Annotated in this window: 21 protein-coding genes; 11 read left to right on the top strand and 10 right to left on the bottom strand. The window is 72.5% G+C overall.

Features of this window, described 5'->3' with window-relative positions:
* Positions 1-179 precede the first annotated feature (179 nt).
* The 3 genes from ACGFW6_RS16370 to ACGFW6_RS16360 are packed head-to-tail and all read right to left on the bottom strand — an operon-like array spanning position 180 to position 3,765.
* Positions 180-1,193 carry a VOC family protein gene (locus ACGFW6_RS16370; RefSeq protein WP_393509296.1) on the bottom strand — a complete coding sequence of 338 codons (1,014 nt, stop codon included), beginning with the start codon at positions 1,191-1,193 and terminating at the stop codon, positions 180-182.
* The gene (locus tag ACGFW6_RS16365; protein ID WP_393509293.1) at positions 1,190-2,062 is read right to left on the bottom strand and encodes an alpha/beta fold hydrolase; all 873 of its coding nucleotides are present in this window, start codon (positions 2,060-2,062) and stop codon (positions 1,190-1,192) included. The genes ACGFW6_RS16370 and ACGFW6_RS16365 overlap by 4 nt, the downstream gene beginning before the upstream one ends.
* Positions 2,059-3,765 carry a bifunctional 3-(3-hydroxy-phenyl)propionate/3-hydroxycinnamic acid hydroxylase gene (locus tag ACGFW6_RS16360; RefSeq protein WP_393509291.1) on the bottom strand — a complete coding sequence of 569 codons (1,707 nt, stop codon included), beginning with the start codon at positions 3,763-3,765 and terminating at the stop codon, positions 2,059-2,061. The genes ACGFW6_RS16365 and ACGFW6_RS16360 overlap by 4 nt, the downstream gene beginning before the upstream one ends.
* Positions 3,766-4,132: 367 nt before the next feature.
* Between ACGFW6_RS16360 and ACGFW6_RS16355 the strand changes: the two genes are divergently transcribed.
* Positions 4,133-5,179 (top strand): amidohydrolase family protein, encoded by a 1,047-nt coding sequence (locus ACGFW6_RS16355; protein WP_393509288.1) that lies wholly within the window; start codon positions 4,133-4,135, stop codon positions 5,177-5,179.
* 35 nt (positions 5,180-5,214) lie between these two features.
* Here ACGFW6_RS16355 and ACGFW6_RS16350 read toward each other — a convergent pair whose 3' ends face one another.
* Positions 5,215-7,545 (bottom strand): SpoIIE family protein phosphatase, encoded by a 2,331-nt coding sequence (locus tag ACGFW6_RS16350; protein ID WP_393509285.1) that lies wholly within the window; start codon positions 7,543-7,545, stop codon positions 5,215-5,217.
* A gap of 357 nt (positions 7,546-7,902) precedes the next feature.
* Entirely contained in the window at positions 7,903-8,625 is a 723-nt protein-coding gene (locus tag ACGFW6_RS16345) for an IclR family transcriptional regulator (protein WP_393509886.1), read from the bottom strand.
* 205 nt (positions 8,626-8,830) lie between these two features.
* Between ACGFW6_RS16345 and ACGFW6_RS16340 the strand changes: the two genes are divergently transcribed.
* The 3 genes from ACGFW6_RS16340 to dmpG are packed head-to-tail and all read left to right on the top strand — an operon-like array spanning position 8,831 to position 11,660.
* Positions 8,831-9,673, top strand: a complete 843-nt coding sequence (locus ACGFW6_RS16340; RefSeq protein ID WP_393509282.1) for a 2-keto-4-pentenoate hydratase — start codon at positions 8,831-8,833, stop codon at positions 9,671-9,673.
* On the top strand, positions 9,670-10,644 hold the full coding sequence (locus ACGFW6_RS16335; protein ID WP_393509279.1) for an acetaldehyde dehydrogenase (acetylating): 975 nt from the start codon (positions 9,670-9,672) through the stop codon (positions 10,642-10,644). The genes ACGFW6_RS16340 and ACGFW6_RS16335 overlap by 4 nt, the downstream gene beginning before the upstream one ends.
* Positions 10,641-11,660: a 4-hydroxy-2-oxovalerate aldolase gene (gene dmpG / locus ACGFW6_RS16330; protein WP_393509276.1), complete on the top strand. Its 1,020-nt coding sequence runs from the start codon at positions 10,641-10,643 to the stop codon at positions 11,658-11,660. The genes ACGFW6_RS16335 and dmpG overlap by 4 nt, the downstream gene beginning before the upstream one ends.
* Positions 11,661-11,795: 135 nt before the next feature.
* On the opposite strand, the gene ACGFW6_RS16325 is transcribed toward dmpG, so the two are convergent.
* Entirely contained in the window at positions 11,796-12,260 is a 465-nt protein-coding gene (locus tag ACGFW6_RS16325; protein WP_393509273.1) for a DUF6299 family protein, read from the bottom strand.
* Between the two features lie 237 nt (positions 12,261-12,497).
* Between ACGFW6_RS16325 and ACGFW6_RS16320 the strand changes: the two genes are divergently transcribed.
* A complete protein-coding gene (locus tag ACGFW6_RS16320) occupies positions 12,498-12,695 on the top strand; it encodes a DUF5999 family protein (protein ID WP_393509270.1) in 198 nt (65 codons plus the stop codon).
* Positions 12,696-12,807: 112 nt separating this feature from the next.
* Here the strand turns inward: ACGFW6_RS16320 and ACGFW6_RS16315 are convergent, their stop codons facing one another.
* Positions 12,808-13,206 (bottom strand): RidA family protein, encoded by a 399-nt coding sequence (locus tag ACGFW6_RS16315; RefSeq protein ID WP_393509267.1) that lies wholly within the window; start codon positions 13,204-13,206, stop codon positions 12,808-12,810.
* Entirely contained in the window at positions 13,203-14,582 is a 1,380-nt protein-coding gene (locus ACGFW6_RS16310) for an acyl-CoA dehydrogenase family protein (RefSeq protein WP_393509264.1), read from the bottom strand. Before ACGFW6_RS16310 ends, ACGFW6_RS16315 begins: the two co-directional genes overlap by 4 nt.
* Before the next feature lie 187 nt (positions 14,583-14,769).
* Here ACGFW6_RS16310 and ACGFW6_RS16305 point away from each other — a divergent pair, with 187 nt between their 5' ends.
* From ACGFW6_RS16305 to ACGFW6_RS16285, 5 genes are all read left to right on the top strand, one after another.
* Entirely contained in the window at positions 14,770-16,383 is a 1,614-nt protein-coding gene (locus ACGFW6_RS16305) for an AMP-binding protein (RefSeq protein ID WP_393509262.1), read from the top strand.
* 15 nt (positions 16,384-16,398) lie between these two features.
* Positions 16,399-17,211, top strand: a complete 813-nt coding sequence (locus ACGFW6_RS16300; RefSeq protein WP_393509259.1) for a PaaX family transcriptional regulator C-terminal domain-containing protein — start codon at positions 16,399-16,401, stop codon at positions 17,209-17,211.
* Between the two features lie 116 nt (positions 17,212-17,327).
* The gene (gene cysC, locus ACGFW6_RS16295) at positions 17,328-17,879 is read left to right on the top strand and encodes an adenylyl-sulfate kinase (protein ID WP_393509256.1); all 552 of its coding nucleotides are present in this window, start codon (positions 17,328-17,330) and stop codon (positions 17,877-17,879) included.
* Positions 17,876-18,778: a sulfate adenylyltransferase subunit CysD gene (gene cysD / locus ACGFW6_RS16290; protein WP_393509253.1), complete on the top strand. Its 903-nt coding sequence runs from the start codon at positions 17,876-17,878 to the stop codon at positions 18,776-18,778. The genes cysC and cysD overlap by 4 nt, the downstream gene beginning before the upstream one ends.
* 2 nt (positions 18,779-18,780) lie before the next feature.
* Positions 18,781-20,001 (top strand): sulfate adenylyltransferase subunit 1, encoded by a 1,221-nt coding sequence (locus ACGFW6_RS16285; protein ID WP_393509250.1) that lies wholly within the window; start codon positions 18,781-18,783, stop codon positions 19,999-20,001.
* A gap of 220 nt (positions 20,002-20,221) precedes the next feature.
* On the opposite strand, the gene ACGFW6_RS16280 is transcribed toward ACGFW6_RS16285, so the two are convergent.
* Both ACGFW6_RS16280 and ACGFW6_RS16275 read right to left on the bottom strand, forming a co-directional pair.
* Complete coding sequence (locus ACGFW6_RS16280) at positions 20,222-22,615, bottom strand: bifunctional salicylyl-CoA 5-hydroxylase/oxidoreductase (protein ID WP_393509247.1); 2,394 nt, start codon at positions 22,613-22,615, stop codon at positions 20,222-20,224.
* A 2-nt stretch (positions 22,616-22,617) separates the two neighbouring features.
* Entirely contained in the window at positions 22,618-23,445 is an 828-nt protein-coding gene (locus ACGFW6_RS16275; RefSeq protein ID WP_393509244.1) for an enoyl-CoA hydratase family protein, read from the bottom strand.
* Between the two features lie 315 nt (positions 23,446-23,760).
* On the opposite strand from ACGFW6_RS16275, the gene ACGFW6_RS16270 reads away from it, so the two are divergent.
* Positions 23,761-24,213, top strand: a complete 453-nt coding sequence (locus ACGFW6_RS16270) for an ATP-binding protein (protein ID WP_393509241.1) — start codon at positions 23,761-23,763, stop codon at positions 24,211-24,213.
* Positions 24,214-24,218: the final 5 nt, after the last annotated feature.

The following is a 24,218-nucleotide window of genomic DNA, read 5'->3' as shown; positions in this document are numbered from 1 at the left end:
TAGAGTTCTCTCAGAGCTGGTCGCCGGAACTTCGGTTGGCTGGTGTTGCGTTGGTGGTCCAAGGAAAGACGTCCCACTTCCTGTGGGGAGATGCAGGTGCAAGGCCTGCCCGGCGCTCGATCACGGGCCCCGTCGAAAGACGGGGCCCGTTGTGTTGCCCGCACACGGGTCGGCGTGGATCAGTCGTCGGGGATGCCCGGGCCGCTGAGGGCCGGGACCGTCTGCTCGGGGCGGGTCAGGGAGCGGGCCGCGAGGCGGAACTGCTCGAGTCGGTCGACGATGGTCTGCCCCACGGGAGTGTGGCCCCAGACGCTGATGCCCTGGTGGGTGCCGGGTTCCCAGGTGGACTCGTCGACGACGACGGGGTTCCAGCCGACCTCCCACTCGAATCCGGACGGGGTGCGGGCGTAGTAGGAGAGCTCCCTGTCGTTGGTGTGCTGTCCCACGGACAGGGCCATCTCGAAGCCGAGTTCGTGGACGCGCCGGTAGCTGCGGGCGACGTCGTCGAGCGTGGCGGCCTGGACGTTGAGGTGCTGGACGCGGGTGCGGATCGGGTCGATCGGCAGGCCACGGACGGCGGCTATGGCGATGGAGTGGTGGCGTTCGTTGACGCGCAGGAAGCGGATCTTGAGCTTGACTCCGCTGATCGTCTCGTCGATGTAGTCGGTGAGGCGGGCGTCGAAGACCGTGTCGAAGTAGCCGCGCATCAGGGCCGGTCTGGTGGAGGTGAGGGCGATGTGGCCCATGCCCGAGTCGCCCGTCACCCAGCCGGAGGCCAGCATGTTCAGGGGCCGCGGCGAGATCAGCGGGGTCGTGTAGATCTCCTGGGTGATGCCCTTGGGGCCGGGGAAGCGCAGCAGGCGTTCGACCCCGCGCGTCTCCGCCTCCTCCGCGCTGCCCTCGGCACACGGCACGCCGTGGGCCCGCACGCGGGCCTCGATCTGCTCGAAGGTGGTGTGGTCGTCGACGTGCCAGCCCGTGGCGACGACGTCCTCGGCCGGCCCGCGCCGCAGCAGGAACCGGCACTCCTGGTCGTCGAGGCGGAAGCGCATCAGGCCGGTGTCGAGGTCGTCGTGGTGCATGCCGACGGCGTCGGTCCCGAAGCGGCGCCAGTCGGCGAACCGGTCGGTCTCGATGACGACGTAACCCAGGTGCACCGCGCCGAAGACGGACGGGGAGACGTACGGGGTCATCGGCGGCCCGCCAGGAAGTCGGCGCAGAGCCGGTTGAACAGCTCGGCGCGTTCGAACTGCACCCAGTGCCCGGTGTTGGCGACCTCGTACAGGTCGCAGTCGGGCATGCGGTCGGCCAGCATCCGGCCGCCGGACGGGCGGTTGACCTTGTCGGCCGCGCCCCACAGGACCAGCGTCGGCACCGGCAGACGGGCGAGCCGGTGGTCGCGGGTGAAGTCCATCCGCCACAACGTGCGCAGCGCCTTCGGGCCGGACGGGCGGCGCAGCGGCGGGGCCGCGATCACCTCCGGGTCGACGCTGTCGCGGTAGCGCGCGTCGATGACGCTGTCGGGGACGTCGGCGGCGTTGAAGACGAGGTAGGTGCGGATGAACTTCTCCAGCTTCAGCCGCGAAGGACCGTCCCCGGAGTAGTAGTCGAGCAGGCTGTTGAGGCCCGGCGTCGGCAGGGCGCGGGTGGTGCCGACACCGCCCGGGCCCATCAGGACCATCCGGTCGACCCGGTCGGGGGTGTCCAGGGCGAGGCGCAGGGCGCAGGCACCGCCGTAGGAGTTGCCGACCAGGTGGGCCTTGTCCAGGCCGAGTTCGTCGAGCAGGCCGCGGATGCCGGTGGCGAGGTGGCCGAAGGGGTCGGCGCCGTCGACACCCTTGCTGCTGCGGCCGTAGCCGGGCAGGTCGGGGACGATGACCCGGTACTCCTTGGCCAGGTCGGCGATGTTGCGGGCGTAGTTGGCGACGCCGGACGCGCCGGGGCCGCCGCCGTGCAGCAGCAGGACGGGCGGGCCGTCGCCGGTCTCCGCGACGAAGATCTTCCGGCCGAGGACGTCGACCAGCGACTCGCGCATCGGCGGCGGTGGGGTGTGCGTGCTCATGGCGTTCCTTGAGTCGCGTGCGAAACGGTGGCGGTCGGGGCCGGCGCGGCGTTCGCGCGAGGGGCCGGCGCGGCGTTCGCGCGAGGGGCCGGGGCGAATCCGGCCGGGGGCGGCGGCAGCGGCGCGCCGTCGGGGGCGGCCGCGTAGACGTAGGCGTCGGGGCGCAGGGCGAGGGTGGCGGCGCGGTGCCGGGTCATCCAGACCCGCAGCACGTCGTCGCTGTCGACGACCGCGCCCTCGGCGGGACTTGAGCCGGCCGGCAGGACGGTCAGGGAGGGCACGCCGCAGCGTTCCCACGCGGGCTGCGGGGTGGGCGGTGCGGTGTGCAGGAGGAGCCAGCGGCCGCCGAGCACGTCGTCGAGGCGGACCCGGGTGCCGTCGGGGGCGGTGACCCGGGGCTGGGGGATCTGGTGGCCGGGGGCCGTGGTGCGGGAGGCCGCCGTACGGGGCCTGGCGCGGGGGCGGGCCAGGAAGCCGTCGGAGTAGCGGGCGACGGGGATCCACTGGGAGTCCTGGAGCCGGCCGCCGAGGGACGGGACGTGGTTCAGCAGCGGCAGTACCGAGTCCCGGACCCGGGTGACCGCGAGGCGCCGCTCGGTGATGATCCGGCCGACGAAGACCGCCCGTCGGGTGACCTCCTTGACGTGCGGCTTGCGTTCGGTCTCGTAGCTGTCGAGCAGCGACTCGGGCAGCTCTCCGCGCAGTACCGCGTCGAGTTTCCAGCACAGGTTCGCCACGTCACGCACGCCGGCGGCCATGCCCTGACCGATCCACGGCGGCATCGCGTGGGCGGCGTCACCGGCGAGGAAGACCCGGCCCACCCGGAAACGGGCGGCGAAGCGGACGTGGTGGCTGTAGACGGTGGCGCGCAGGATCTCGATCTGGTCCGCGCCGATGCCGTACCGGGACACCAGCGCGTGGATCGCCTCGTCGGTCGTCAGACGCCGCTCGTCGTCGCCGGGCAGGATCGGGAACTCCCAGCGGTGGTGCCCGAGCGGGGTGGGGCAGTCGACCGCGGGGCGTGCCGGGTCGCAGCGGAAGCGCAGCCGGTCGTGGTCGGGCCAGGGCTCGATCATCCTGGTGTCGATGACGACCCAGCGGTCCTCGTACGTCCGGCCCTCGTAACCCACGTTGAGCTGTGCGCGGGTGAGGCTGGAGCCGCCGTCGGCCGCGATGACGTACCGGGCGCGCAGGCGTCGTACGGAGTCGTCGGCGGTGCCCACGACGGTCAGTTCCACCGCGTCGGCGTCCTGTCGCAGCCGCAGGCACTCGTGCCCCAGCCGCACCTCCACACCGGGGTAGCGGTCGACTCCGTCGCGCAGGACCTGCTCCAGCGCGGGCTGGTAGAGGAACATCTGCGGCGGATGGCCGTGGCCGCGCGGGGTGGGGTGCGCGCTGAGGAAGGCGCGGCCGCGTGCGTCGACGAAGTCGAGCGGCCGGTCGGCGAGCATGTCCTGCTTCAGCCGGTCGGCCAGGCCGGTGCGCTGCCAGATCCGCAGGACCTCCTCGTCGGTGGAGATCGCCCGGGCCCGGGAGTAGATCTCGGCGTCGCGCTCCAGCACGACGACCCGCAGGCCCGCCGCGCCGAGCAGGTTCGCGGCGGTCACTCCCGTGGGGCCGTACCCGATCACCACCACGTCGTACACGGCGTCGCCGTCCTCGTCGTCGGCCCCGGCTCCGGTCCCGGCGCTGATCTCGCTCATCAGGCCACCTCACTGTCGTCCCTGGCGTGGTTCTTCGCTGCTTCTCGTGGCTCTGCGCGGCTCGTCGCAGCACGTCACGGCTCATTGCTGTAGCGTTCACTCCAATTGGAATGGACGCTACGGTAAGCTCGACGCCAGGGCCGGTCAAGTGCCGGTACGACGGGAAGGGCAGCCCTCATGACCAGGCCACGGACGGCGCGCAGAAAGCGCGCATCACCCGCATGACCCTGACCTGCGTACACCCGGCCGTTGCGGCCGTCGGGCCGGCCGTCGGCCTCGCCGCGTTCGGCAAGGCCCTGGAAGCGGGCCCGGAATCCGCGCAAGCCGTCGTACGCCCGCTCCCCCGAGACCGCCGAGAGGCCGCGCCATGACCACCGCACCCCGCCGGATCGACGTCCACCAGCACCTCGTTCCGCCCCTGTACCGCGAGGCCCTCGCCAGGTCCGGCATCGTCGAGGCGGGCGGGCGCGCGCTGCCCGACTGGAGTCCCGGGGCGGCGCTGGAGCAGATGGACCTGCTGGGCACCGAGACGGCGATCCTGTCGGTCTCCACCCCCGGTACCGGTTTCCTCACCGATCCGGCCGAGGCAGCCGATCTGGCCCGGCGGCTCAACGAACACTCCGCCGCCCTGACCGCGCGACACCCGTCCCGCTTCGGCTGGTTCGCCACCCTGCCCATGCCCGACGTCACCGCGTCGGCGCGGGAGGCCGAACGGGCGCTGACCGAGCTGGGCGCCGACGGTGTCACCCTGCTTGCCAACAACCAGGGCCCGTATCTGGGCGCCGAGGGGCAGGACGCGCTGTGGCGGGTCCTCGACGACCACGGCGCCGTCGTGTTCGTCCACCCGGCCGACCTCCCCGCGCCCGCCGTCGAGGGCATCCCGCCGTTCGCCGCGGACTTCCTCCTCGACACCACCCGCGCCGCCTACCTGCTGGTCCGCAACGGCGTCCCGCGCCGCCACCCGAACATCCGGTTCGTCCTCAGTCACGGCGGCGGGTTCCTGCCGTACGCCTCCCACCGCATGGCCGTCGCCATCGCCGCCGACATCGGACGCGGCCCGCGGGACGTCCTGGAGGACTTCCGGCGCTTCTACTTCGACACCGCGCTGTCCTCCAGCCCGGCCGCCCTGCCCACGCTGCTCGCCTTCGCCCGGCCGGGGCACGTGCTGTTCGGCAGCGACTGGCCGTTCGCGCCGGCCGCGGCGGGCCAGTACTTCGCCAACGGACTGGACGACGGCGTCGGCCCCGGCACCCTCGCGGCCGTCAACCGCGGCAACGCCGAGGCACTCTTCCCCCGCCTGGCCCAGGGCACCCCGGCACCGGCCGTGTCCCGGCCGCTGCCGGTACGGCTGCGTCAGTCCGCGCAGCGGGCGGGTGCCCGGTTGTTCTTCAGACTCGTCCAGCCCGGCGACTAGTGACACCGCCGCGGTCCGCCGCGGTCGGTCCCGCCCTATTCGAAGGCCATCACGGGGATCTCCGCGTCCTCGCTCAGTTCGGCCCAGACCGTCTTGCCGCGCCGGGCGTGGCGGGTGCCCCACTGCCCGGCGAGCTGGGCGACCAGCAGCAGCCCGCGTCCGCCCTCGTCGAAGACGCGCGCCCGGCGCAGATGCGGGGTCGTGCTGCTGGCGTCGGAGACCTCGCACAGGAGGGAGCGGTCATGGATCAGGCGCAGCCGGATCGGGGAACTGCCGTAGCGGATGGCGTTGGTGACCAGCTCGCTCACCACCAGCTCGGCGACGAAGGCGAGTTCCCCGAGCCCCCAGTCGGTCAGCTTCCGGGACACGTCCGAACGGGCCTTCGCCACGACCGACGGGTCGGCCTCCAACTCCCAGGTGGCGACCCGGTCGGCGCCGAGCGCGCGGGTGCGGGCGAGCAGCAGGGCGATGTCGTCGTCCGGCCGGGTGGGCAGCAGGGCCTCCAGCACGGCGTCGCAGGCCGCCTCGAGGGAGGGGGCCGGCCGGGCGAGGACCTGCCGCAGCGTCGCGAGACCGGCGTCGATGTCTGGGGCTCGGTCGGGAGTGCGGCCTGGGGCGCGGTCGGGGGTGCAGTCTGCGGTGCGGTCGGGGGTGCGGTGTGCGGTGCGGTCGGGGGTGCGGTGTGCGGTGCGGTCGGGGGTGCGGTCCGGGGTTCGCGTGCCGGGCTCGGTGGAGGGGGCCGGTGCTCCGGTGGCGTCCCCGGAGGCCGTCCTGGGGCCGCGCGCCTGGACCAGGCCGTCGGTGCACAGCGCGATCAGGCTGCCCTCGGGCAGGTCGACCTCCAACGTCTCGAACGGCAGGCCCCCTCGCCCGAGCGGCGGGCCGGGAGGCAGCTCCAAGACGTCCGCGGTGCCGTCACGGACCAGCACGGCCGGCGGCACATGCCCCGCGCGGGCCAGGGTGCAGCAGCGCGCGACGGGGTCGTAGACGGCGTAGAGGCAGGTGGCGCCGTTGTCCCGGCCGACGTCGGCATCGGGGTCGGCGTCCGGGTCCGTGCACGCCTCGGTGGCCAGTCGCAGCACGACGTCGTCGAGGTGGGTGAGGAGTTCGTCGGGGGGCAGATCGATGTCGGCCAGGGTGCGTACGGCGGTCCGCAGCCGTCCCATGGTGGCCGCGGCGCGGATGCCGTGCCCGACCACGTCGCCCACCACGAGGGCCACCCTCGCACCGGACAGCGGGATGACGTCGTACCAGTCGCCACCCACCCCCGCCTCGGAGCCGGCCGGCCGGTACCGGTAGGCGACGTCGACGGCCGACTGCTGCGGCGCCTCCCGGGGCAGCAGGCTGCGCTGCAGGGTGACCGCGGTGGCGCGCGCGTGGGTGTAGTGGCGGGCGTTGTCGACGGCGACGGCGGCCCGCACGACGATCTCCTGGGCGAGGAGCAGATCCTCGTCGTCGTAGGGCGTGGCGGTGCCGTAGCGGTGGAACTGGGCGACGCCCAGCGTGGTGCCCCGGGCGCGCAACGGCACGACCAGGGTGGAGAGCCCTCGCGGTCCGCCGGAGTACCTGTCGGGCTGCGGGCGACTGGGCCGCCCGCTGCTCAGGGCGTCCGCGCACGGCGATCCCTCCGGGCAGGCGTACAGCTCCCGCAGCTCGACCCGCGGCTCCGGCCCGGCCTCGTCCGCGTCCGGTCCCTGGGCCATCCGGCGCAGCATCGTCGGGCCCTCGTCCGCGGCGTCCTGTCCGCGCAGCGCGGTGTCGAGCAGGTCGACGGTGACCAGGTCGGCGAACTGCTCGGTGGCGAAGTCCGCCAGCTCCTGGGTGGTACGGGCGATGTCCAGCGTGGTGCCGATGCACATGCTGGCCTCGTTCACCATCGCCGACCGCCACCGCAGTCGCTTGTCCCGCTCCGCCTGGAAGGTGAGGACGCCCTGCTCGGACACCCGGTCCACGTACTTCGTCGAGATGACGTTGAGCTGCCGGGCCGCGGCGCTGACCTGCTCGGCGTCCTGGCTGAGCCGGGGCAGTTCCTCGACCAGCCGGTCGATGACGACCTCCTCCGCCAGCCGGAAGGCGCGCAGCATGGTGCTGAGGGGTGTGCCGTGCCGGGCGAGCACCCGGGCGCGTTCCACGTCGGCGGGCGGCAGTTCGATCAGATCCGGCTCCACGGCCTGCTCCAGCCCGGACAGGGCGGCGACGACGTGCTCGACGACGTTCTCGGCGGCCGTCCGGGCCACGTCCGGGTCCTCCCACAGCTCGGGCAGCTCCCACCGCAGGCGTTGCTCCACCTCGGCGGAGAGCTCGTCGGTCCGCGCGCCGAGCTCGTGCGCCGCGCGCGAGAGAAGACCGGCGGCCGTGGGCTCCACACAGTCGACGGTACGCCGCTCTCGCGGATGCCTCAGTGCGTACGGCTCCGGCTGCCCTGGCCGTCTTGGCCCGCTGCGCGCTCCCGGCCCGTTCGGCCTCCCCGGCGCGTTCGCCCTTCCCGGCGCGTTCGCCCTTCCCGGCGCGTTCGGCCTTCCCGGCCCGTTCCGTCTCTGTGGTCCGCTCAGCCCGGTCGGCTCGCGCCGCCTTCCCGGCCCACTCCGCCCACTCCGCCCGCTCGGCTCGCGCCGCCTCGCCCGCCCGCTCAGCCGTCCCGACCCGCCTGGCCGTCCCGGTCCACTCGGCCGTCCCCGCCCACTCGGCCTTCCCCGGGGCAGGCGTGCGGGTGGCGGGCTCCGTCAGGGCGTTCCGCGCAGGACCCGCGACAGGCCCAGCGCGGCGGTCCGTACCGCGGGCGCCAGCTGGGCGGGGCTGAAGCGGGAGCGTGGGACCGCGACCGAGAGCGCGGCGACCGCGGTGCCGCCCTCGAAGACCGGTGCCGCGATGCAGCTGACGCCGGCTGCCGCCTCCTGCTCCTCGTAGGCGAGGCCAGAGACCCGGGTCTTCTCCAGGGCCATGCGCAGCCGGTCCGGGTCGGTGATCGAGTGGGGCGTCAGGCTCGGCAGCGGACCGGCGAGCACCTCCTCGGTCAGCTCGGCGCCGGAGAACGCCAGAAGGGCCTTGCCCACGCCGGTGCAGGTCAGCGGCAGGCTGCCGCCGATACGCGAGGGCAGCTGGAGCGCCTCGTGGCCGTGGATGCGCTCCAGGTAGACCACCTCCATGCCGTCGCGGATCCCCAGGTGAACGGTCTCGCGGGTGGCCTCGAACAGGTCCTGCAGGAATGGCAGGGCCGCCTCGCGCAGATCGAGCCGGTGCGGGACGAGCGAGCCGAGCTCGAACAGTTTCGCCCCGAGCCGGTACCGGGCACCCGAGCGCTCCAGCCAGCCCAGCCGGACCAGGTCCGCCGCCAGCCGGTGCACCGTGGGCTTGGGCAGACCGGTGCGCACCGAGAGTTCCGACAGACGGTACGGACCACCGCTCGGACGGAAGGAGTCGAGGATGACCGCAGCTTTGTCCAGCATGCTGCCGCCCGTGTTGTTCCGTGTCACGGAACAAAGTTTGGCTTCCTCGGGGAGGGCCTGTCTATATCGAGGGCAGCCGCGACCGCGGGCGAGCCGTCATCGATGGCTCACCCGGTCGTGCACGGCCCGGCAGTCGACGAGGGCTCGCCGGCCGTCGAGGCCGGCCCCGTCGCCCACCGCCCCTTCCCCCTCCCTGGAGGCCCCCATGCCGATACCACCTGCCGACGGCCACCTCCCGCCGGGCGTCACCCCGCCCGCCGTCGTCAAGGCCGCCGATCTGCTCGCGGAGGCCGCCCGCACCGGGGCCCCGTGCCCTCCGGTACGTGGGCTGTTCGAGGGCGGTGGCGACCTGGAGGCGGCGTACGCCGTGCAGCAGCTGGGCGTCCGGCGCGCACTGGACGCCGGCCGCCGTGTCGTGGGCCGCAAGATCGGCCTGACCTCCGTGGCCGTACAGCGCCAACTCGGCGTGGATCAGCCGGACTTCGGGGCGCTGTTCGCGGACATGGCCGTGCCGGACGGGGGTGAGGTGGCGGTCGGGCGGCTGCTCCAGCCCAAGGTGGAGGCCGAGGTGGCGCTCGTGCTCGGACGGGATCTGCCGCACCGCGCGTGCACGGTCGTCGACGTGCTGCGGGCCGCCGACTTCGCACTGCCCGCACTGGAGATCGTCGACAGCCGGGTGCGGGGCTGGGACATCTCCCTGCTCGACACGGTCGCGGACAACGCCTCCTGCGGCCTGTACGTCCTGGGCGCGACCCCCGTACCGCTGACCGCCCTCGACCTGCGGACGGTGTCGATGGCCATGACGCGGGGCGGCGAGACCGTCTCCGAGGGCACGGGCGCGGACTGTCTCGGCGGCCCCCTCAACGCGGCGGTGTGGCTGGCCTCCACGCTCGCCGAACGGGGCGATCCGCTGCGCGCGGGCGACCTGGTGCTGACCGGCGCGCTCGGCCCGATGGCGCCCGCAGCACCGGGGGATGTGTTCGAGGCACATGTCTCGGGGCTGGGCTCTGTGCGGGTCGGCTTCGCCAAGGAAGGAGCCACGCTGTGAGCACCAAGGTCGCCGTCATGGGTTCCGGCAACATAGGAACCGACCTCATGATCAAGATCCTGCGGCTGTCGGAGTCGCTGGACCTCGTGGCCATGGCCGGGATCGACCCGGCCTCCGACGGCCTCGCCCGCGCCCGCCGGCTGAAGGTCGCCACGACCCACGACGGCGTCGAAGGGCTCGTCGCACTGGCCGAGTTCGCCGACGTGGAGATCGTCTTCGACGCGACCTCGGCCCGCGCCCACCGCCGTCACGACGCGGTGCTGCGCCCGCTCGGCCGCACCCTGGTCGACCTCACCCCGGCCGCCCTCGGCCCGTACGTCGTCCCGCCGGTCAACGGCGACGCCCATCTCGACGCCCCGAACGTCAACATGGTCACCTGCGGCGGCCAGGCCACCATCCCGGTCGTCGCCGCGGTGAACGCCGTGACCCCGGTCCACTACGCCGAGATCGTGGCGTCCCTCGCCTCCCGTTCCGCAGGCCCCGGCACCCGCGCCAACATCGACGAGTTCACCGAGACGACGTCCGCCGCCGTCGAACGGGTCGGCGGCGCCACCCGCGGCAAGGCGGTCATCGTCCTCAACCCGGCCGACCCTCCGCTGATCATGCGGGACACCGTGCACTGCCTGGTCTCCGACTGCGCCACCGAGGCGGTCACCGCTTCGGTCGAGGAGATGGTCGGACGGGTGCGGGAGTACGTCCCCGGCTACCGGCTCAAGCAGCGGGTGCAGTTCGAGCGGGTGCGGTCCGACGACCCCCTTCGCGCGCTCGCGCCGGGCGCGGGCGAGGCCCTGAAGGTCACCGTCCTGCTGGAGGTCGAGGGCGCGGGGCACTACCTGCCGGCGTACGCCGGGAACCTCGACATCATGACGTCGGCCGCGCTGCGCACCGCGGAACGCATGGCCGCCCTCCCCCACTCCCGGCTCCGGTCGAGCGGGGGAACCCCCAGCGCCCCGGAGGTGGCGGCCCCATGACCCGTCTGTACGTGCAGGACGTGACCCTGCGGGACGGCATGCACGCCGTCCGGCACCGCTACACCCTTGCCCAGGCCCGCGCCATCGCCGCCGCGCTCGACGCCGCCGGCGTGGCCGCGATCGAGGTCGCCCACGGCGACGGCCTGTCCGGCTCCAGCATCAACTACGGCGTCGGCGCCCACACCGACTGGGAGTGGATCGAGTCCGTCGTCGACGCCACACGGCAGGCCGTGCCCACGACCTTGCTGCTGCCGGGCATCGGCACCCTGCACGACCTGCGGCAGGCACACAGCCTGGGCATCCGCTCGGTACGCGTGGCCACGCACTGCACCGAGGCCGACATAGCCGCCCAGCACATAGCCGCAGCGCGGGAGTTGGGTATGGACGTCGCCGGGTTCCTGATGATGTCCCACATGGCCGAACCCGCGGAGCTGGGCCGTCAGGCCCAACTGATGGAGTCGTACGGTGCCCACTGCGTCTACGTCACCGACTCCGGCGGCCGTCTCACCATGGACGGCGTCCGCGACCGCTTCCGCGCCTACCGCGATGCCCTCGACCCGGACACCGAACTCGGCATCCACGCCCACCACAACCTCGGCCTAGGAGTGGCCAACACCGTCGTCGCCGTCGAGAGCGGCGCGGTACGGGTGGACGCCTCACTGGCCGGGCAGGGCGCGGGCGCGGGCAACTGCCCCCTGGAAGCGTTCATAGCCGTCGCCGACCTCATGGGGTGGGACCACATGTGTGATCTGTTCCCCCTCATGGACGCGGCCGACGATCTCGTACGGCCCTTGCAGGACCGTGAGGTCAGAGTGGACCGCGAGACCCTCACCCTCGGCTACGCGGGGGTCTACTCCAGCTTCCTGCGCCACGCCGAGGCGGCCGCCGCCCGCCACGGCCTCGACACCCGCGCCCTCCTCGTCGAGGCGGGGCGCAGGCGGATGGTCGGCGGGCAGGAGGACATGCTCACGGACATCGCGCTGGACCTGGCCACCCGTGCCCGGGCCGGGTCCTGAACCGCACGCACCACGCGCCGCGCCCTTCCGGTCGGGAAGGGCGCGGCGCGTGGTGTCCGCCATGTGCGCGACGCGCGGGTGAATGGCCCGTACGGCGGGGAGCAGCGCGGCCGGTGACGACGCGGTGGGCCGCCGTCACGCCTTCGACAGGGCGACGTTCTTCTTCAGCAGCGCGTGGAAGTGGGGCAGCGGCAGACCGCCCAGGCCCTCGGTGGGGCGCAGTTCCACGATGGTGGCCTCGACATCGGCCTTGCCGTGCTTGAGGGTGGACGCGGCGGGCTTGCTCTTGTTCTCCCAGCGGTGCTTCTTGCCGTCGCACTCGGCGACCGTGCCGCCGATGGCGTACCGGCCGCTGGAGGACCGCTGGCCGATGGAGGCGCTCACGAACGTCGGTCCCTTGCTGTCGACGCAGCGGTAGGTGCCGGAGACGGTGACGTTGCCGTCCGCGGCCAGCCGGGCCGGGCCGTCGACGGTCACGGACTCGGTCACGGTCTCCTCGGCCTCGGTGGTCCTGTCGGAGTCGGCGGGCGCCGAGGGTGCGGCGACCAGCAGGAAGAGCGCGGCGCCGACGGCGGTGGCGAGAGCGGGACGCAGGGGCATGGGATGACCTCCCGGTGGGCGGAGTGGGGCCTTCCACTCGTACCCGGCGGGTGCGCCCGGGGGCGTGATCGTCACTCCTTCGGTGGCGAGTCCGCCCCGACCTTCGTGGATCGGTCAGAGAGTTGTCCGCGTGTTGTCACGGTTCACAGCGGGCCGTTCCGATGAGTTCGCGGCAGGAGCATGGTCTACCCATATGGACGACCCACACGGCTCGTCCGCCCTATGTGGAGGTGCGCCATGTGTTCACACCAGCCTTCGTGCCCTTCCTCCTCCGACGACCACAGCACTCATGTGGTGGCCGCACACCCCGAGCAGGGGTGGAGCCTGCTGTGCGATGGCGCCATCGTGTTCGACGACAGCGGCGAGCTGTTGCCGGACGGCCGTGTGATCGCCCCGCACCGGGTGCCGGCCGAGCGCCTCGCGATGGCTGCGTGAGCCGAACGCACAACGGTACGGCCGATCCTGACGGCGGTACGGCCGAGTCCCGCGACCACTCGGCCGGGCTCCGGGACAGCACGGCCGACCCTGACGGCGACGCCGCGAAGTCCTAGGGCAGTACGGCGAAGCCGTCGAGTTCCACCATCGCCTGTTCGTCCCACAGGCGCACTACCCCGACGACCGCCATCGCCGGAAAGTTCCGGCCCGCCAACCGGCGCCACACACGCCCGAGTTCGGCGGCATGGGTGCGATAGGCCGCCACGTCCGTGGCGTAGACGGTGACCCGGGCGAGGTCGGCCGGTGTCCCGCCGGCCGCCGCCAGTGCGGTCAGCAGATTGCCGAGCGCCCGCTCGAACTGTTCCGGCAGTGTCTCCCCGACCACCTTGCCGTCGGAGTCGAGCGCGGTCTGCCCGGCCAGGAAGACGACGCGGGAGCCGGTGGCGACGACCGCGTGGGAGAAGCCGGTGGGCGGGGAGAGCTCGGGCGGGTCGATGCGCTCGGTACTCACTGGCCGGCCTCCATGGTCGCGTACAACTCCTTGGCGATGATGCCGCGTTGCACCTCACTGGCGCCCTCGTAGATACGCGGTGCGCGCACCTCGCGGTAGAGGTGTTCGAGCAGATGGCCGTGGCGCAGGGCGCGGGCCCCGTGCAACTGGACCGCCGAGTCGACGACATACTGCGCGGTCTCCGTCGCGAGCAGCTTCGCCATCGCCGCGCGCCCCGGCACGTCGGGGGCCTTCTCGTCGTACGCCGTGGCCGCCGCGTACACCATGAGGCGGGCCGCCTCGGTGCGCAGGGCCATCTCGGCGACCTGGTGGGCGACGGTCTGCAGGTCCCTCAACTTGCCCCCGAACGCGTCCCGTCCGGCCGTGTGGGCGAGGGTCGCGTCCAGCGCGGCCTGCGCCATGCCGACGGCGAAGGCGCCGACGCTGGGCCGGAAGAGGTTGAGGGTCCCCATCGCGACCCGGAAGCCCCGGTCGGGCTCGCCGAGCACGTCCTCGGCGGTGACGGGGACGGCGTCGAGGACGAGGCTGCCGATGGGGTGCGGGGAGAGCATGTCGAGGCCGCTGCCGGTGAGGCCGGGGCGGTCTGCGGGGACCAGGAAGGCGGTGACGCCGCGGGCGCCGGCGCCGGGGGTGGTGCGGGCGAAGACGGTGTAGAAGTCGGCCTCGGGGGCGTTGGAGATCCAGCACTTCTCACCGGTCAGCCGCCAGCGGGCGGAGCCGTCGGACTCGGCGACCGGCGCCTGCCCGGGCCCGGCCGCGGACAGCCCGGCCGCAGCCGACCCTCCGCCACCCGGCTCCACGGCAGACGGTCCTGCGGCGGCCGACCCTCCGTCAGGCGGCTGTACGGCAGACGGTCCTGCGGCAGCGGGCCCTCCGTCAGCCGGCCCTACGGCAGACGGTCCTGCCGCATCCCGCCCCGCGACACCCCGCCCCGCGGCATCCGGCTCCACGGCATCCCGTCCCGCGGCATCCCGCTCCGCGCGCAGTTCCAGTGCCGCCGCGTCCGAGCCCGCTCCCGGCTCGCTGAGCGCGAAGGCCGCGACCGCGCTTCCCTCGGCCACCGGGGGCAGCCAGCGCTCCCGCTGGGCCCGCGTGCCGTGGGCGTGGACGGGATGCGCGCCCAGTCCCTGGAGGGCGAGCGCGGTCTCGGCCTCCGTGCAGGCGTAGGCGAGGGACTCGCGCATGAGGCACAGGTCGAACGCGCCGGAGGTGAAGAGCCGCTCCAGCAGTCCCAGCCGCCCGAGTTCGGCGACCAGGGGCCGGTTGACGTGCCCTTCCTCGCCCTTGTCCGCGAGCGGGCGCAGCCGTTCGGCGGCCAGGTCACGCAGTTCGGCACACCAGGCGGTCTGTGACGGATCGAGTGAGAATGCGGGCATTGCCGACCTCCCTGGGAGCCGTCCGGGACGGACCCACTCGGCGGACCTTGTCGACCGGGTCCCCTCGACGATATCGCGCCCCATTGACTGTCGTCACCAACACGATACGCTCCCTCTGCGAGCCCACCACGACGCCCACAAGCACGACGCCCGTAAGGCAGCCCACAAGGCAAGGGGGCGAACCGCCATGGCCGGTCTGCACCGCTCCGCCCACGTCGACAGCTTCGCCCGCGAGCATCTGCCACCGCCCGACCAGTGGCCCGAGCTCCGCTTCGACCTGCCGGGGCTGCACTACCCCGAACGGCTCAACGCCGCGGCCGAACTGCTCGACGGCCCCGACGACGAGCGGCCCGTGTTCCACACCCCGTCCGGCGACACATGGACGTACGGCACACTGCGGGCCCGGGTGGACCGGCTCGCCCATGTGCTCACAGGTGATCTCGGTGTCGTCCCGGGCAATCGGGTCCTGCTGCGCGGCCCGACCACACCCTGGCTGGCCGCCTGCTGGCTGGCGGTGCTGAAGGCGGGCGCGGTCGCCGTCACCGTGCTGGCCCAGCAGCGCCCGCACGAGCTGCGGACCATGTGCGAGATCGCCCAGGTGCGGCACGCGCTGTGCGACATCCGGACCGTGGACGACCTCGCCAAGGCCGAGATACCCGACCTGCGCATCACGACGTACGGCGGCGACGCCCCCGACGACCTGCTGCGCCGCCCGGCACCCGACACGCCGTACCCGGCCGCCGACACCGCGTCCGACGACGTCGCGCTCATCGCCTTCACCTCCGGGACCACCGGACGGCCCAAGGGCTGTATGCACTTCCACCGGGACCTGCTCGCGATAGCCGACACCTTCTCGGAACATGTGCTGCGACCACATGTGGGCGATGTCTTCGCCGGCAGTCCCCCGCTCGGTTTCACGTTCGGGCTAGGCGGGCTCGTCGTCTTCCCGATGCGGGCCGGCGCCAGCGCCCTGCTTCTCGAACAGGCCGGTCCCAAGCAGTTGTTGCCCGCGATCGCGGAACACCGGGTGTCGGTGCTGTTCACGGCCCCGACGGCCTACCGAGCGATGCTCGACGCACTCGACTCGAACGACATCTCCTCCCTGCGGCGCTGTGTCTCGGCGGGCGAGAACCTGCCCGCCGCGACCTGGCGGGCCTGGCACGAGCGGACCGGGCTGCGCATCATCAACGGCATCGGTGCCACCGAGCTGCTGCACATCTTCATCTCCGCCGCCGACGAGCACATCCGGCCCGGGACGACGGGCGTTCCGGTCCCCGGCTGGCACGCGCGTGTGGTCGACGACGAGGGGCAGGACCTGCCCGACGGGGAGCCGGGGCTGCTGGCCGTGCGCGGCCCCGTCGGCTGCCGCTACCTCGCCGACCCCCGGCAACGCGAGTACGTGCGCCACGGCTGGAACGTCACCGGCGACACCTACGTCCGGGAGAGTGACGGCTACTTCCGCTATGTCGCCCGCGCGGACGACATGATCATCTCGGCCGGTTACAACATCGCGGGCCCGGAGGTCGAGGAGGCCCTGCTGCGCCACCCGGACGTCCTGGAGACGGCGGTGGTGGGCCGGCCCGACGAGGCGCGCGGTCAGATCGTGGTGGCGTACGCCGTGCTCAGAGAGGGTGCGCGAGCGGACGCCGAGGCTCTGCGTGCTTTCGTGAAGGCGGAGTTGGCGCCGTACAAGTCACCGCGTGAGATCGTCTTCCTGGACGCGCTGCCGCGCACGGCGACCGGAAAGCTCCAGCGGTTCCGGCTGCGCGACGGCGTCGACCCACGGGGTGACCGGCAGTGATCCGTACGACCTAAGATGATCAACGTGTCCGACCAGCATGCACCGCGGTCTCTGATTGTCACGCTCTACGGCGCCTACGGCCGCCACATGCCCGGCCCCGTGCCGGTCGCGGAGCTGATCAGACTGCTGGCCGCGGTCGGCGTGGACGCCCCGTCCGTACGCTCGTCGGTGTCCCGGCTGAAGCGGCGCGGACTGCTGCTGCCGGCCCGTACGGCGCTGGGCGCGGCCGGATACGAACTGTCGCCGGACGCCCGGCAGTTGCTCGACGACGGCGACCGCCGTATCTACTCCGCCGCGCCGCCGGAGGACAAGGGCTGGGTGCTCGCGGTGTTCTCGGTCCCGGAGTCGGAGCGGCAGAAGCGGCACGTACTGCGCTCCCGGCTGGCCGGCCTGGGCTTCGGGACGGCGGCGCCGGGGGTGTGGATCGCGCCGGCGCGGCTCCACGAGGAGGCCCGGCACACCCTGCAGCGACTACGCCTGGACGAGTACGTCGACTTCTTCCGCGGCGAGCACCTCGGCTTCACGCCGACCGCCGAGGCCGTCGCCCGCTGGTGGGACCTCGCCGCGATCGCCAAGGAGCACGACGCGTTCCTCGACCGGCACGCGCCCGTGCTGCACGGCTGGGAGCGGCGGGACGACACCCCGCCCGAGGAGGCCTACCGCGACTACCTCCTCGCCCTGGACTCCTGGCGCCACCTCCCCTACACCGACCCCGGGCTGCCCGCCCGGCTGCTGCCCGAGGACTGGCCGGGCGCGCGCTCGGCGGCCGTCTTCCGGGGACTGCACGAGCGCCTGCGGGACGCGGGAGCGACGTACGCCGGTCTGTGATCCCCGGTGCACCGTGCGCCACTAACGGAACCCTCAGGTTCCTCTGCGTCTCCTCTCAACTTTCTTACCTAGCGTCCATCGGGTGTTCCGCAGGTAAGAGATGAGGACTGTTGCGCATGACCACCACGCCAAGAACCCGGGGAGCCACGGTCTGGCTGACGGGGCTGCCGAGCGCGGGCAAGACCACGATCGCCCGGCTGCTCGGAGACCGTCTGAAGACCGAGGGGCACCGCGTGGAGGTCCTCGACGGCGACGAGATCCGGCGCTTCCTCTCCGCCGGCCTGGGCTTCTCACGGGAGGACCGCAACACCAACGTGCAGCGCATCGGCCTGGTCACGGAGGTCCTCGCGCGCAACGGTGTGCTGTCCGTCGTGCCGGTCATCGCGCCGTACGCCGACAGCCGCGAGGCCGTCCGCAAGCGGCACGACGCGAGCGGGACGCCGTACATCGAGGTGCATGTGGCGACCCCGGTCGAGGTGTGCAGCGAGCGGGACGTGAAGGGGCTGTACGCCCGGCAGGCCGCGGGCCGGCTGAGCGGGCTCACGGGAGTCGACGACCCGTACGAGCCGCCCGTGGATCCCACGCTCGTCCTCGCCACACAGCTCCAGTCGCCGCAGGAGTCGACCGACGCCGTGTATGCCGTGCTGGCGGAGCGGGGGCTGGTGTGACGCGGTCCGTTCTCTCGCATCTGGACGCGTTGGAGTCCGAGGCGGTGCACATCTTCCGCGAGGTGGCGGGCGAGTTCGAGCGGCCGGTGATCCTGTTCTCCGGCGGCAAGGACTCCATCGTCATGCTGCACCTGGCGCTGAAGGCGTTCGCCCCCGCGGCGATCCCCTTCTCGCTGCTGCACGTCGACACCGGGCACAACTTCCCCGAGGTCCTCGACTACCGCGACCGTGTGGTGGCCGCACATGGACTGCGCCTCCATGTGGCCTCCGTACAGGACTACATCGACCGCGGTGTACTGCGCGAACGCCCCGACGGCACCCGCAACCCCCTCCAGACCCTCCCCCTCACCGAGAAGATCCAGAGCGAGAAGTTCGACGCCGTCTTCGGCGGCGGACGCCGCGACGAGGAGAAGGCACGCGCCAAGGAACGCGTCTTCAGCCTCCGGGACGAGTTCTCCCAGTGGGACCCCCGCCGGCAGCGCCCCGAACTGTGGAACCTGTACAACGGCCGCCACGCCCCCGGCGAACACGTCCGCGTGTTCCCCCTCTCCAACTGGACCGAACTGGACGTGTGGCAGTACATCGCCCGCGAGCACATAGAGCTGCCGAACATCTACTACGCCCATCAGCGTGAGGTGTTCCGCCGCGGCGACATGTGGCTGACCGCCGGCGAGTGGGGCGGCCCCCGCGAGCATGAGGTCGTCGAGAAGCGGCAGGTCCGCTATCGCACGGTCGGCGACATGTCCTGCACCGGCGCGGTCGACTCCGCCGCCGACACGATCGACAAGGTGATCGCAGAGATCACCGCCTCCCGGCTCACCGAGCGCGGCGCGACCCGCGCCGACGACAAGATGTCCGAGGCCGCGATGGAAGACCGTAAGCGCGAGGGGTACTTCTAAGCATGAGCACGACCACGGAACTCTCCGAGACGACCCTGCTGCGGTTCGCCACCGCCGGCTCCGTCGACGACGGCAAGTCCACGCTCGTCGGCCGCCTCCTGCACGACTCCAAGTCGGTCCTCGTCGACCAGCTGGAGGCAGTGGAGCGCGCGTCCGCCTCGCGCGGGCAGGACGCCCCGGACCTCGCGCTGCTCACCGACGGCCTGCGGGCCGAACGCGAGCAGGGCATCACCATCGACGTGGCCTACCGCTACTTCGCCACACCCCGACGCCGGTTCATCCTCGCCGACACCCCGGGCCACGTGCAGTACACCCGCAACATGGTCACCGGCGCCTCCACCGCCGAACTCACGGTGATCCTCGTCGACGCCCGCAACGGCGTCGTCGAACAGACCCGCCGCCACGCCGCCATCGCCGCCCTCCTCCGGGTCCCCCACGTGGTCCTCGCCGTCAACAAGATGGACCTGGTGGGTTACGCGGAGAAGGAGTTCGACCGGATCGTCGAGGACTTCGCGGGCCACGCGGCCGAGCTGGATCTGCCCGGCTTCACCCCGATCCCCGTCTCGGCGCTGGCCGGCGACAACGTCGTAAAACGCTCGGCCCACATGGACTGGTACACCGGCCCGGCGCTCCTGGAGTTCCTGGAGAACGTCCCGGTCGGCGCCGACCCGGCGGACGCGCCCGCCCGCTTCCCCGTCCAGTACGTCATACGGCACGGCGATGTCCGGTACTACGCAGGTCAGTTGGCGTCCGGAGCGCTACGGGTCGGCGACCGGGTGACCGTCCATCCGTCCGGCGCGACGTCCGAGATCACCGGCATCGACGTGCTCGGCACGGGCGTCGCGCTGGCCCGTGCGCCGCAGTCGATCAGTGTGCGTCTCGCCGACGAGCGGGACGTCTCGCGCGGCGACATGATCACCGCGGGCGTCGACGTCCCGGCGCTCACGCAGGAGGTGCGGGCCGCGGTCTGCCATCTGACCGACCGGCCGCTGAGGGTCGGGGACCGCGTGCTCGTGCGGCACACCACACGGACCGTGCAGGCGGTCGTCAAGGACCTGGCGGGCGCCGCCGAACTGACCGCGAACGACCTCGGCCGGATCAGCCTGCGCACGGCCGGGCCGCTGGCAGTGGATGACTACGCCACCTCGCGGAGCACGGGCGCGTTCCTGCTCATCGACCCGGCGGACGGCACGACGCTGACCGCGGGCATGGTCGAGCTGTAAACACCCGGTACCGCACGACCGCACGACCGCACGGGCCGACCGAGCCGCACAGGCAAACCGAGCCGCACACACCGACGGACCACACGGGCACAACAAGCCCTCGAACCCACGAGCCCGCGAGCCCTCGAACCCACGAGCCCACGACCCCACGAGCCCACGAGCCCATCACCCCAGGAACCCACGAAGCCACAGCCTCAGGAACCCACGAGCCGTACAGCCCTCAAGTCCCCAGCGTCAGCCGAGGCTTGGGGGCGTCCGTGCGTCCGGTCTGCGGTCGGCGGCTGCCCGCCCGGTACTGCGCCGGCCAGACGACACCCGGACCGTCGTAGCCCTGCTCGGCCGCCGCGTGCAGGGTCCAGTGCGGGTCGTAGAGGTGGGGCCGGGCGAGGGCGCACAGGTCCGTACGGCCCGCCAGGATCAGGGAGTTGACGTCGTCCCAGGAGGAAATCGCGCCGACCGCGATCACCGGCAGGCCGGTGCTGTGGCGGATCCGGTCCGCGTACGGCGTCTGGTACGACCGCCCGAACTCAGGCCGCTCGTCGGCCACGACCTGACCGGTCGACACGTCGACCGCGTCGACTCCGTGCGCGGCGAAGGCGCGGGCGATCTCCACGGCGTCCTCGGCGCTGGTGCCGCCCTCGGCCCAGTCGGTGGCGGAGATACGGACGGTCATGGGCCGTTCCTCGGGCCATACGCTGCGGACGGCGTCGAAGACCTCCAGCGGGAAGCGGAGTCGTTTCTCCAGGGAGCCGCCGTAGGCGTCCGTGCGCCGGTTGGTGAGCGGGGAGAGGAAGCCGGAGAGCAGATAGCCGTGCGCGCAGTGCAGTTCGAGCAGGTCGAAGCCGGCCCGGGCGGCGCGCCAGGCGGCGGAGGTGAACTGCTCGCGGATGTCGGTGAGCTGGGAGCGGCTGAGTTCGCGCGGGGTCTGGCTGTTCGGCTTGTAGGGGATCGGGGAGGCGGCCACGAGCGGCCAGTTGCCGTCGTCCAGCGGCTCGTCCATGCCCTCCCACATCAGCTTGGTCGAGCCCTTGCGTCCGCTGTGACCCAGTTGCACACCGATCGCCGTGCCGGGTGCCCGGTCGTGCACGAACTGGACGATGCGTTTCCAGGAGTCCGCCTGCCGGCCGGTGTAGAGGCCGGTGCAGCCGGGGGTGATGCGCCCTTCGGGGCTGACGCACACCATCTCGGTCATCACCAGGCCGGCGCCGCCGAGGGCGCGTGAGCCGAGGTGGACCAGGTGGAAGTCGCCGGGGACGCCGTCCGTGGCCGTGTACATGTCCATGGGGGACACGACGACCCGGTTGCGCAGGGTCAGGCCGCGCAGCCGGAACGGGGTGAACATGGGCGGTGTGCCGGGGGGACAGCCGAAGTCGCGCTCGACGGCCTCGGTGAAGCCGGCGTCACGCAGGCGCAGGTTGTCGTGGGTGACACGGCGACTGCGGGTGAGCAGGTTGAACGCGAACTGGAGGGAGGGCTGGCCGAGGTGGAGCCCGAGGTTCTCGAACCACTCCAGGCTGGCGCGGGCGGCCCGCTGGGTGGAGGCGACGACCGGTTTGCGCTCCTCCTCGTACGCGCCGAGCGCGCTGGTGAGGTCGGGCTGTTCCTCGAGGCAGGCGGCGAGCGCGAGGGCGTCCTCGACGGCGAGCTTGGTGCCGGAGCCGATGGAGAAGTGGGCGGTGTGGGCGGCGTCGCCGAGCAGCACGATGTTGCGGTGCGACCAGTGGTCGTTGACGACCGTGCGGAAGGTGGTCCAGGCCGACTTGTTGGACTTCAGGGGCCGTCCGCGCAGCGCCTCCGCGAAGATCTTGGCGCAGCGGTCGACGGATCCCTGTTCGTCGAGTTCCGCGAACCCGGCGGCCTGCCAGACCTCTTCGCGCATCTCGACGATCACGGTGGAGGCGTCGGCCGCGTACGGGTAGCCGTGCAGTTGCATCACGCCGTGCTCGGTCTCGGCGATCTCGAAGCGGAAGGCGTCGAAGGCGAAGTCGGCGGCCAGCCAGATGTAGCGGCACTGGTGGGTGGCCACATGGGGCCGGAACACATGGGTGTAGGTCGCGCGGGTGGTGCTGTTCACACCGTCGGCGGCGATGACCAGGTCGTGTGTGACGGCGAGCCGGGCCGGGTCGGGGGCGTCGGCGCGGAAGCGGAGTTCCACGCCGAGTTCGTGACAGCGGTCGTGCAGGATCTCCAGGAGGCGGCGCCTGCCCAGGGCCGCGAATCCGTGGCCGCCGGAGGTGTGCCGGGTTCCTCGGTGCACGATGTCGATGTCGTCCCACCGCACGAAGTCCTTCTGCATCGCCTCGTAGACCACGGGGTCGGCGTGTTCGATGCCGCCGAGGGTCTCGTCGGAGAGAACCACGCCGAAGCCGAAGGTGTCGTCGGGGGCGTTGCGTTCCCAGACGGTGATCTCGCGGGCGGGGTCGAGGCGTTTGAGCAACGCCGCCGCGTAGAGCCCTCCGGGTCCGCCGCCGATGATCGCGACGCGCAGGGGGTGGCCGCTGTTCGTCGGCGGCTGCGGGTCGCCCGTGGCTGGTCGCGCCCGCGCGGCGGTAGCCGCAGATTCAACACGGTCCCGCGCCCCTGAGGGTGCTGCAGTCCCCTTGGTCGAGGACATCGCTACCTCCCCTGCCACTTCGGCGGGCGCTTCTCCGAGAAGGCCGCGTGGAACTCCGCGTAGTCCTCGCCGTTCATCAGCAGGGCCTGCGTCGACGCGTCCATCTCCACGGCCGCCGCCAGCGGCATGTCCAGCTCGGCCGTCAGCAGCGCTTTGGTCTGGGCGTAGGCGAGTGCCGGGCCGTCGGCCAGGCGGCGGGCGAGGGTCGCCGCGGCTTCGTCCGCACCGCCCTCCTCCGTCAGCTCGCTGATCAGGCCGATCCGCTCGGCCTCGGGCGCCCGGACCGGTTCGCCCAGCATCAGCAGCCGGGTCGCGTGGCCGAGGCCGACGACCCTGGGCAGCAGATACGCGGCGCCCATGTCGCCGCCGGACAGGCCGACCCGGGTGAAGAGGAACGCGAAGCGCGCGGTGGGGTCGGCGACCCGGAAGTCGGCCGCGAGCGCGAGTACGGCGCCGGCGCCCGCCGCCACCCCGTGCACGGCCGCGATCACCGGGAACGGGCACTCGCGGATCGCCCGCACGGTCTGTCCGGTCATGCGGTTGAAGTCGAGGAGCTGGGCGGTGTCCATGGCGAGGGTCGCGCCGATGATCTCGTCGACGTCGCCGCCGGAGCAGAAGCCGCGGCCCTCGCCGGCCAGCACCAGGGCCCGTACCGCCTTCTCCCGGGACAGCTCCGCGAGCAGATCGCGCAGGTCGGCGTAGGCACCGAAGGTGAGCGCGTTGAGTTTCTCGGGGCGGGCGAGGGTGACGGTGACGACCCCGTCGGCGTGCTCGACCCGCAGGTGTTTCCAGTCGGGGGTGCGGGCGGCGGAGCCGGTGAAGGGACTCATGACGTGCGGCCTCCTCGGGCGGACGGCGGGCACTGGCTCAGTGAGCTCTACCCTTCGAGCTCCTCCTCGAAGTTATCACCCAACTTTGACCGTCGTCACGACCGCGCGATACCCGGAGTGGCTCGACCCGGCGGCGTCACATCCGTCACGGCTCGGCGACACCCGCGTAACGGCGGGATCAGCCGTGCGCGGCCGACCGTTCATCTGGGTAAGCCGCATGTCAGTCGGGGCCGCAGGTCCCGAACGGCGCCCGACGAGCGGTTCCGCTGGGTGGCGCCGTACCATTCATAAGGTTGAAAGCAGGACAGCCTGCTCATGAACGGACCCGCCTTGCACGATCGCTCCGCCGCTTCCGCCTCATGGCGTATCGCGCTGCCGCACACCACCGCGGCCGTGCCTGTCGCACGCGCACTGGTCCGTACGGCGCTGGCGGAGCTGGAGCATGCCGCGGACTGCGACACGGCGGAGCTGCTCACGGCGGAGCTGGTCGCGAACGCCGTGGAGCACACCGCGGGAAGCGGCCCGATAGAGCTCGTGGTGGAGCTGCTGCCGTCGGGCTGCCAGGTCGAGGTGCACGACCCGGACCCCGCCCCGCCGGGCAACCTGACCCATCCCACCGCCGGTGAGCCCGACCCGTGGCAGGAGCACGGCCGCGGTCTGCTCCTGATCCGCACCCTCAGCTCGTCCTGCGGCCACCGCCCGACGGGCTCCGGCAAGGCGGTGTGGTTCAGACTGCCGGTGGTACCGGCCCAGCGCCGCCCGCTGTGACGCCC

The organism is Streptomyces sp. Y7 (genome assembly GCF_043195415.1).
Lineage (GTDB): Bacteria > Actinomycetota > Actinomycetes > Streptomycetales > Streptomycetaceae > Streptomyces.
The sequence above is the reverse complement of the archived record's forward strand: the minus strand, read 5'-3'. Positions and strand labels throughout refer to the sequence as shown.

Excerpts from the sequence above, each read along its gene's own strand:
- ACGFW6_RS16325 (WP_393509273.1), bottom strand. The coding sequence starts at position 12,260 with ATGCCCCTGCGTCCCGCTCTCGCCACCGCCGTCGGCGCCGCGCTCTTC.
- ACGFW6_RS16285 (WP_393509250.1), top strand. The coding sequence starts at position 18,781 with ATGAGCACGACCACGGAACTCTCCGAGACGACCCTGCTGCGGTTCGCC.
- ACGFW6_RS16345 (WP_393509886.1), bottom strand. The coding sequence starts at position 8,625 with ATGCTGGACAAAGCTGCGGTCATCCTCGACTCCTTCCGTCCGAGCGGT.
- ACGFW6_RS16300 (WP_393509259.1), top strand. The coding sequence starts at position 16,399 with ATGATCAACGTGTCCGACCAGCATGCACCGCGGTCTCTGATTGTCACG.
- ACGFW6_RS16340 (WP_393509282.1), top strand. The coding sequence starts at position 8,831 with ATGCCGATACCACCTGCCGACGGCCACCTCCCGCCGGGCGTCACCCCG.
- ACGFW6_RS16370 (WP_393509296.1), bottom strand. The coding sequence starts at position 1,193 with ATGACCCCGTACGTCTCCCCGTCCGTCTTCGGCGCGGTGCACCTGGGT.
- ACGFW6_RS16355 (WP_393509288.1), top strand. The coding sequence starts at position 4,133 with ATGACCACCGCACCCCGCCGGATCGACGTCCACCAGCACCTCGTTCCG.
- ACGFW6_RS16310 (WP_393509264.1), bottom strand. The coding sequence starts at position 14,582 with ATGCCCGCATTCTCACTCGATCCGTCACAGACCGCCTGGTGTGCCGAA.
- ACGFW6_RS16275 (WP_393509244.1), bottom strand. The coding sequence starts at position 23,445 with ATGAGTCCCTTCACCGGCTCCGCCGCCCGCACCCCCGACTGGAAACAC.
- ACGFW6_RS16305 (WP_393509262.1), top strand. The coding sequence starts at position 14,770 with ATGGCCGGTCTGCACCGCTCCGCCCACGTCGACAGCTTCGCCCGCGAG.
- ACGFW6_RS16365 (WP_393509293.1), bottom strand. The coding sequence starts at position 2,062 with ATGAGCACGCACACCCCACCGCCGCCGATGCGCGAGTCGCTGGTCGAC.
- cysC (WP_393509256.1), top strand. The coding sequence starts at position 17,328 with ATGACCACCACGCCAAGAACCCGGGGAGCCACGGTCTGGCTGACGGGG.
- dmpG (WP_393509276.1), top strand. The coding sequence starts at position 10,641 with ATGACCCGTCTGTACGTGCAGGACGTGACCCTGCGGGACGGCATGCAC.
- ACGFW6_RS16270 (WP_393509241.1), top strand. The coding sequence starts at position 23,761 with ATGAACGGACCCGCCTTGCACGATCGCTCCGCCGCTTCCGCCTCATGG.
- ACGFW6_RS16320 (WP_393509270.1), top strand. The coding sequence starts at position 12,498 with ATGTGTTCACACCAGCCTTCGTGCCCTTCCTCCTCCGACGACCACAGC.
- ACGFW6_RS16280 (WP_393509247.1), bottom strand. The coding sequence starts at position 22,615 with ATGTCCTCGACCAAGGGGACTGCAGCACCCTCAGGGGCGCGGGACCGT.
- ACGFW6_RS16360 (WP_393509291.1), bottom strand. The coding sequence starts at position 3,765 with ATGAGCGAGATCAGCGCCGGGACCGGAGCCGGGGCCGACGACGAGGAC.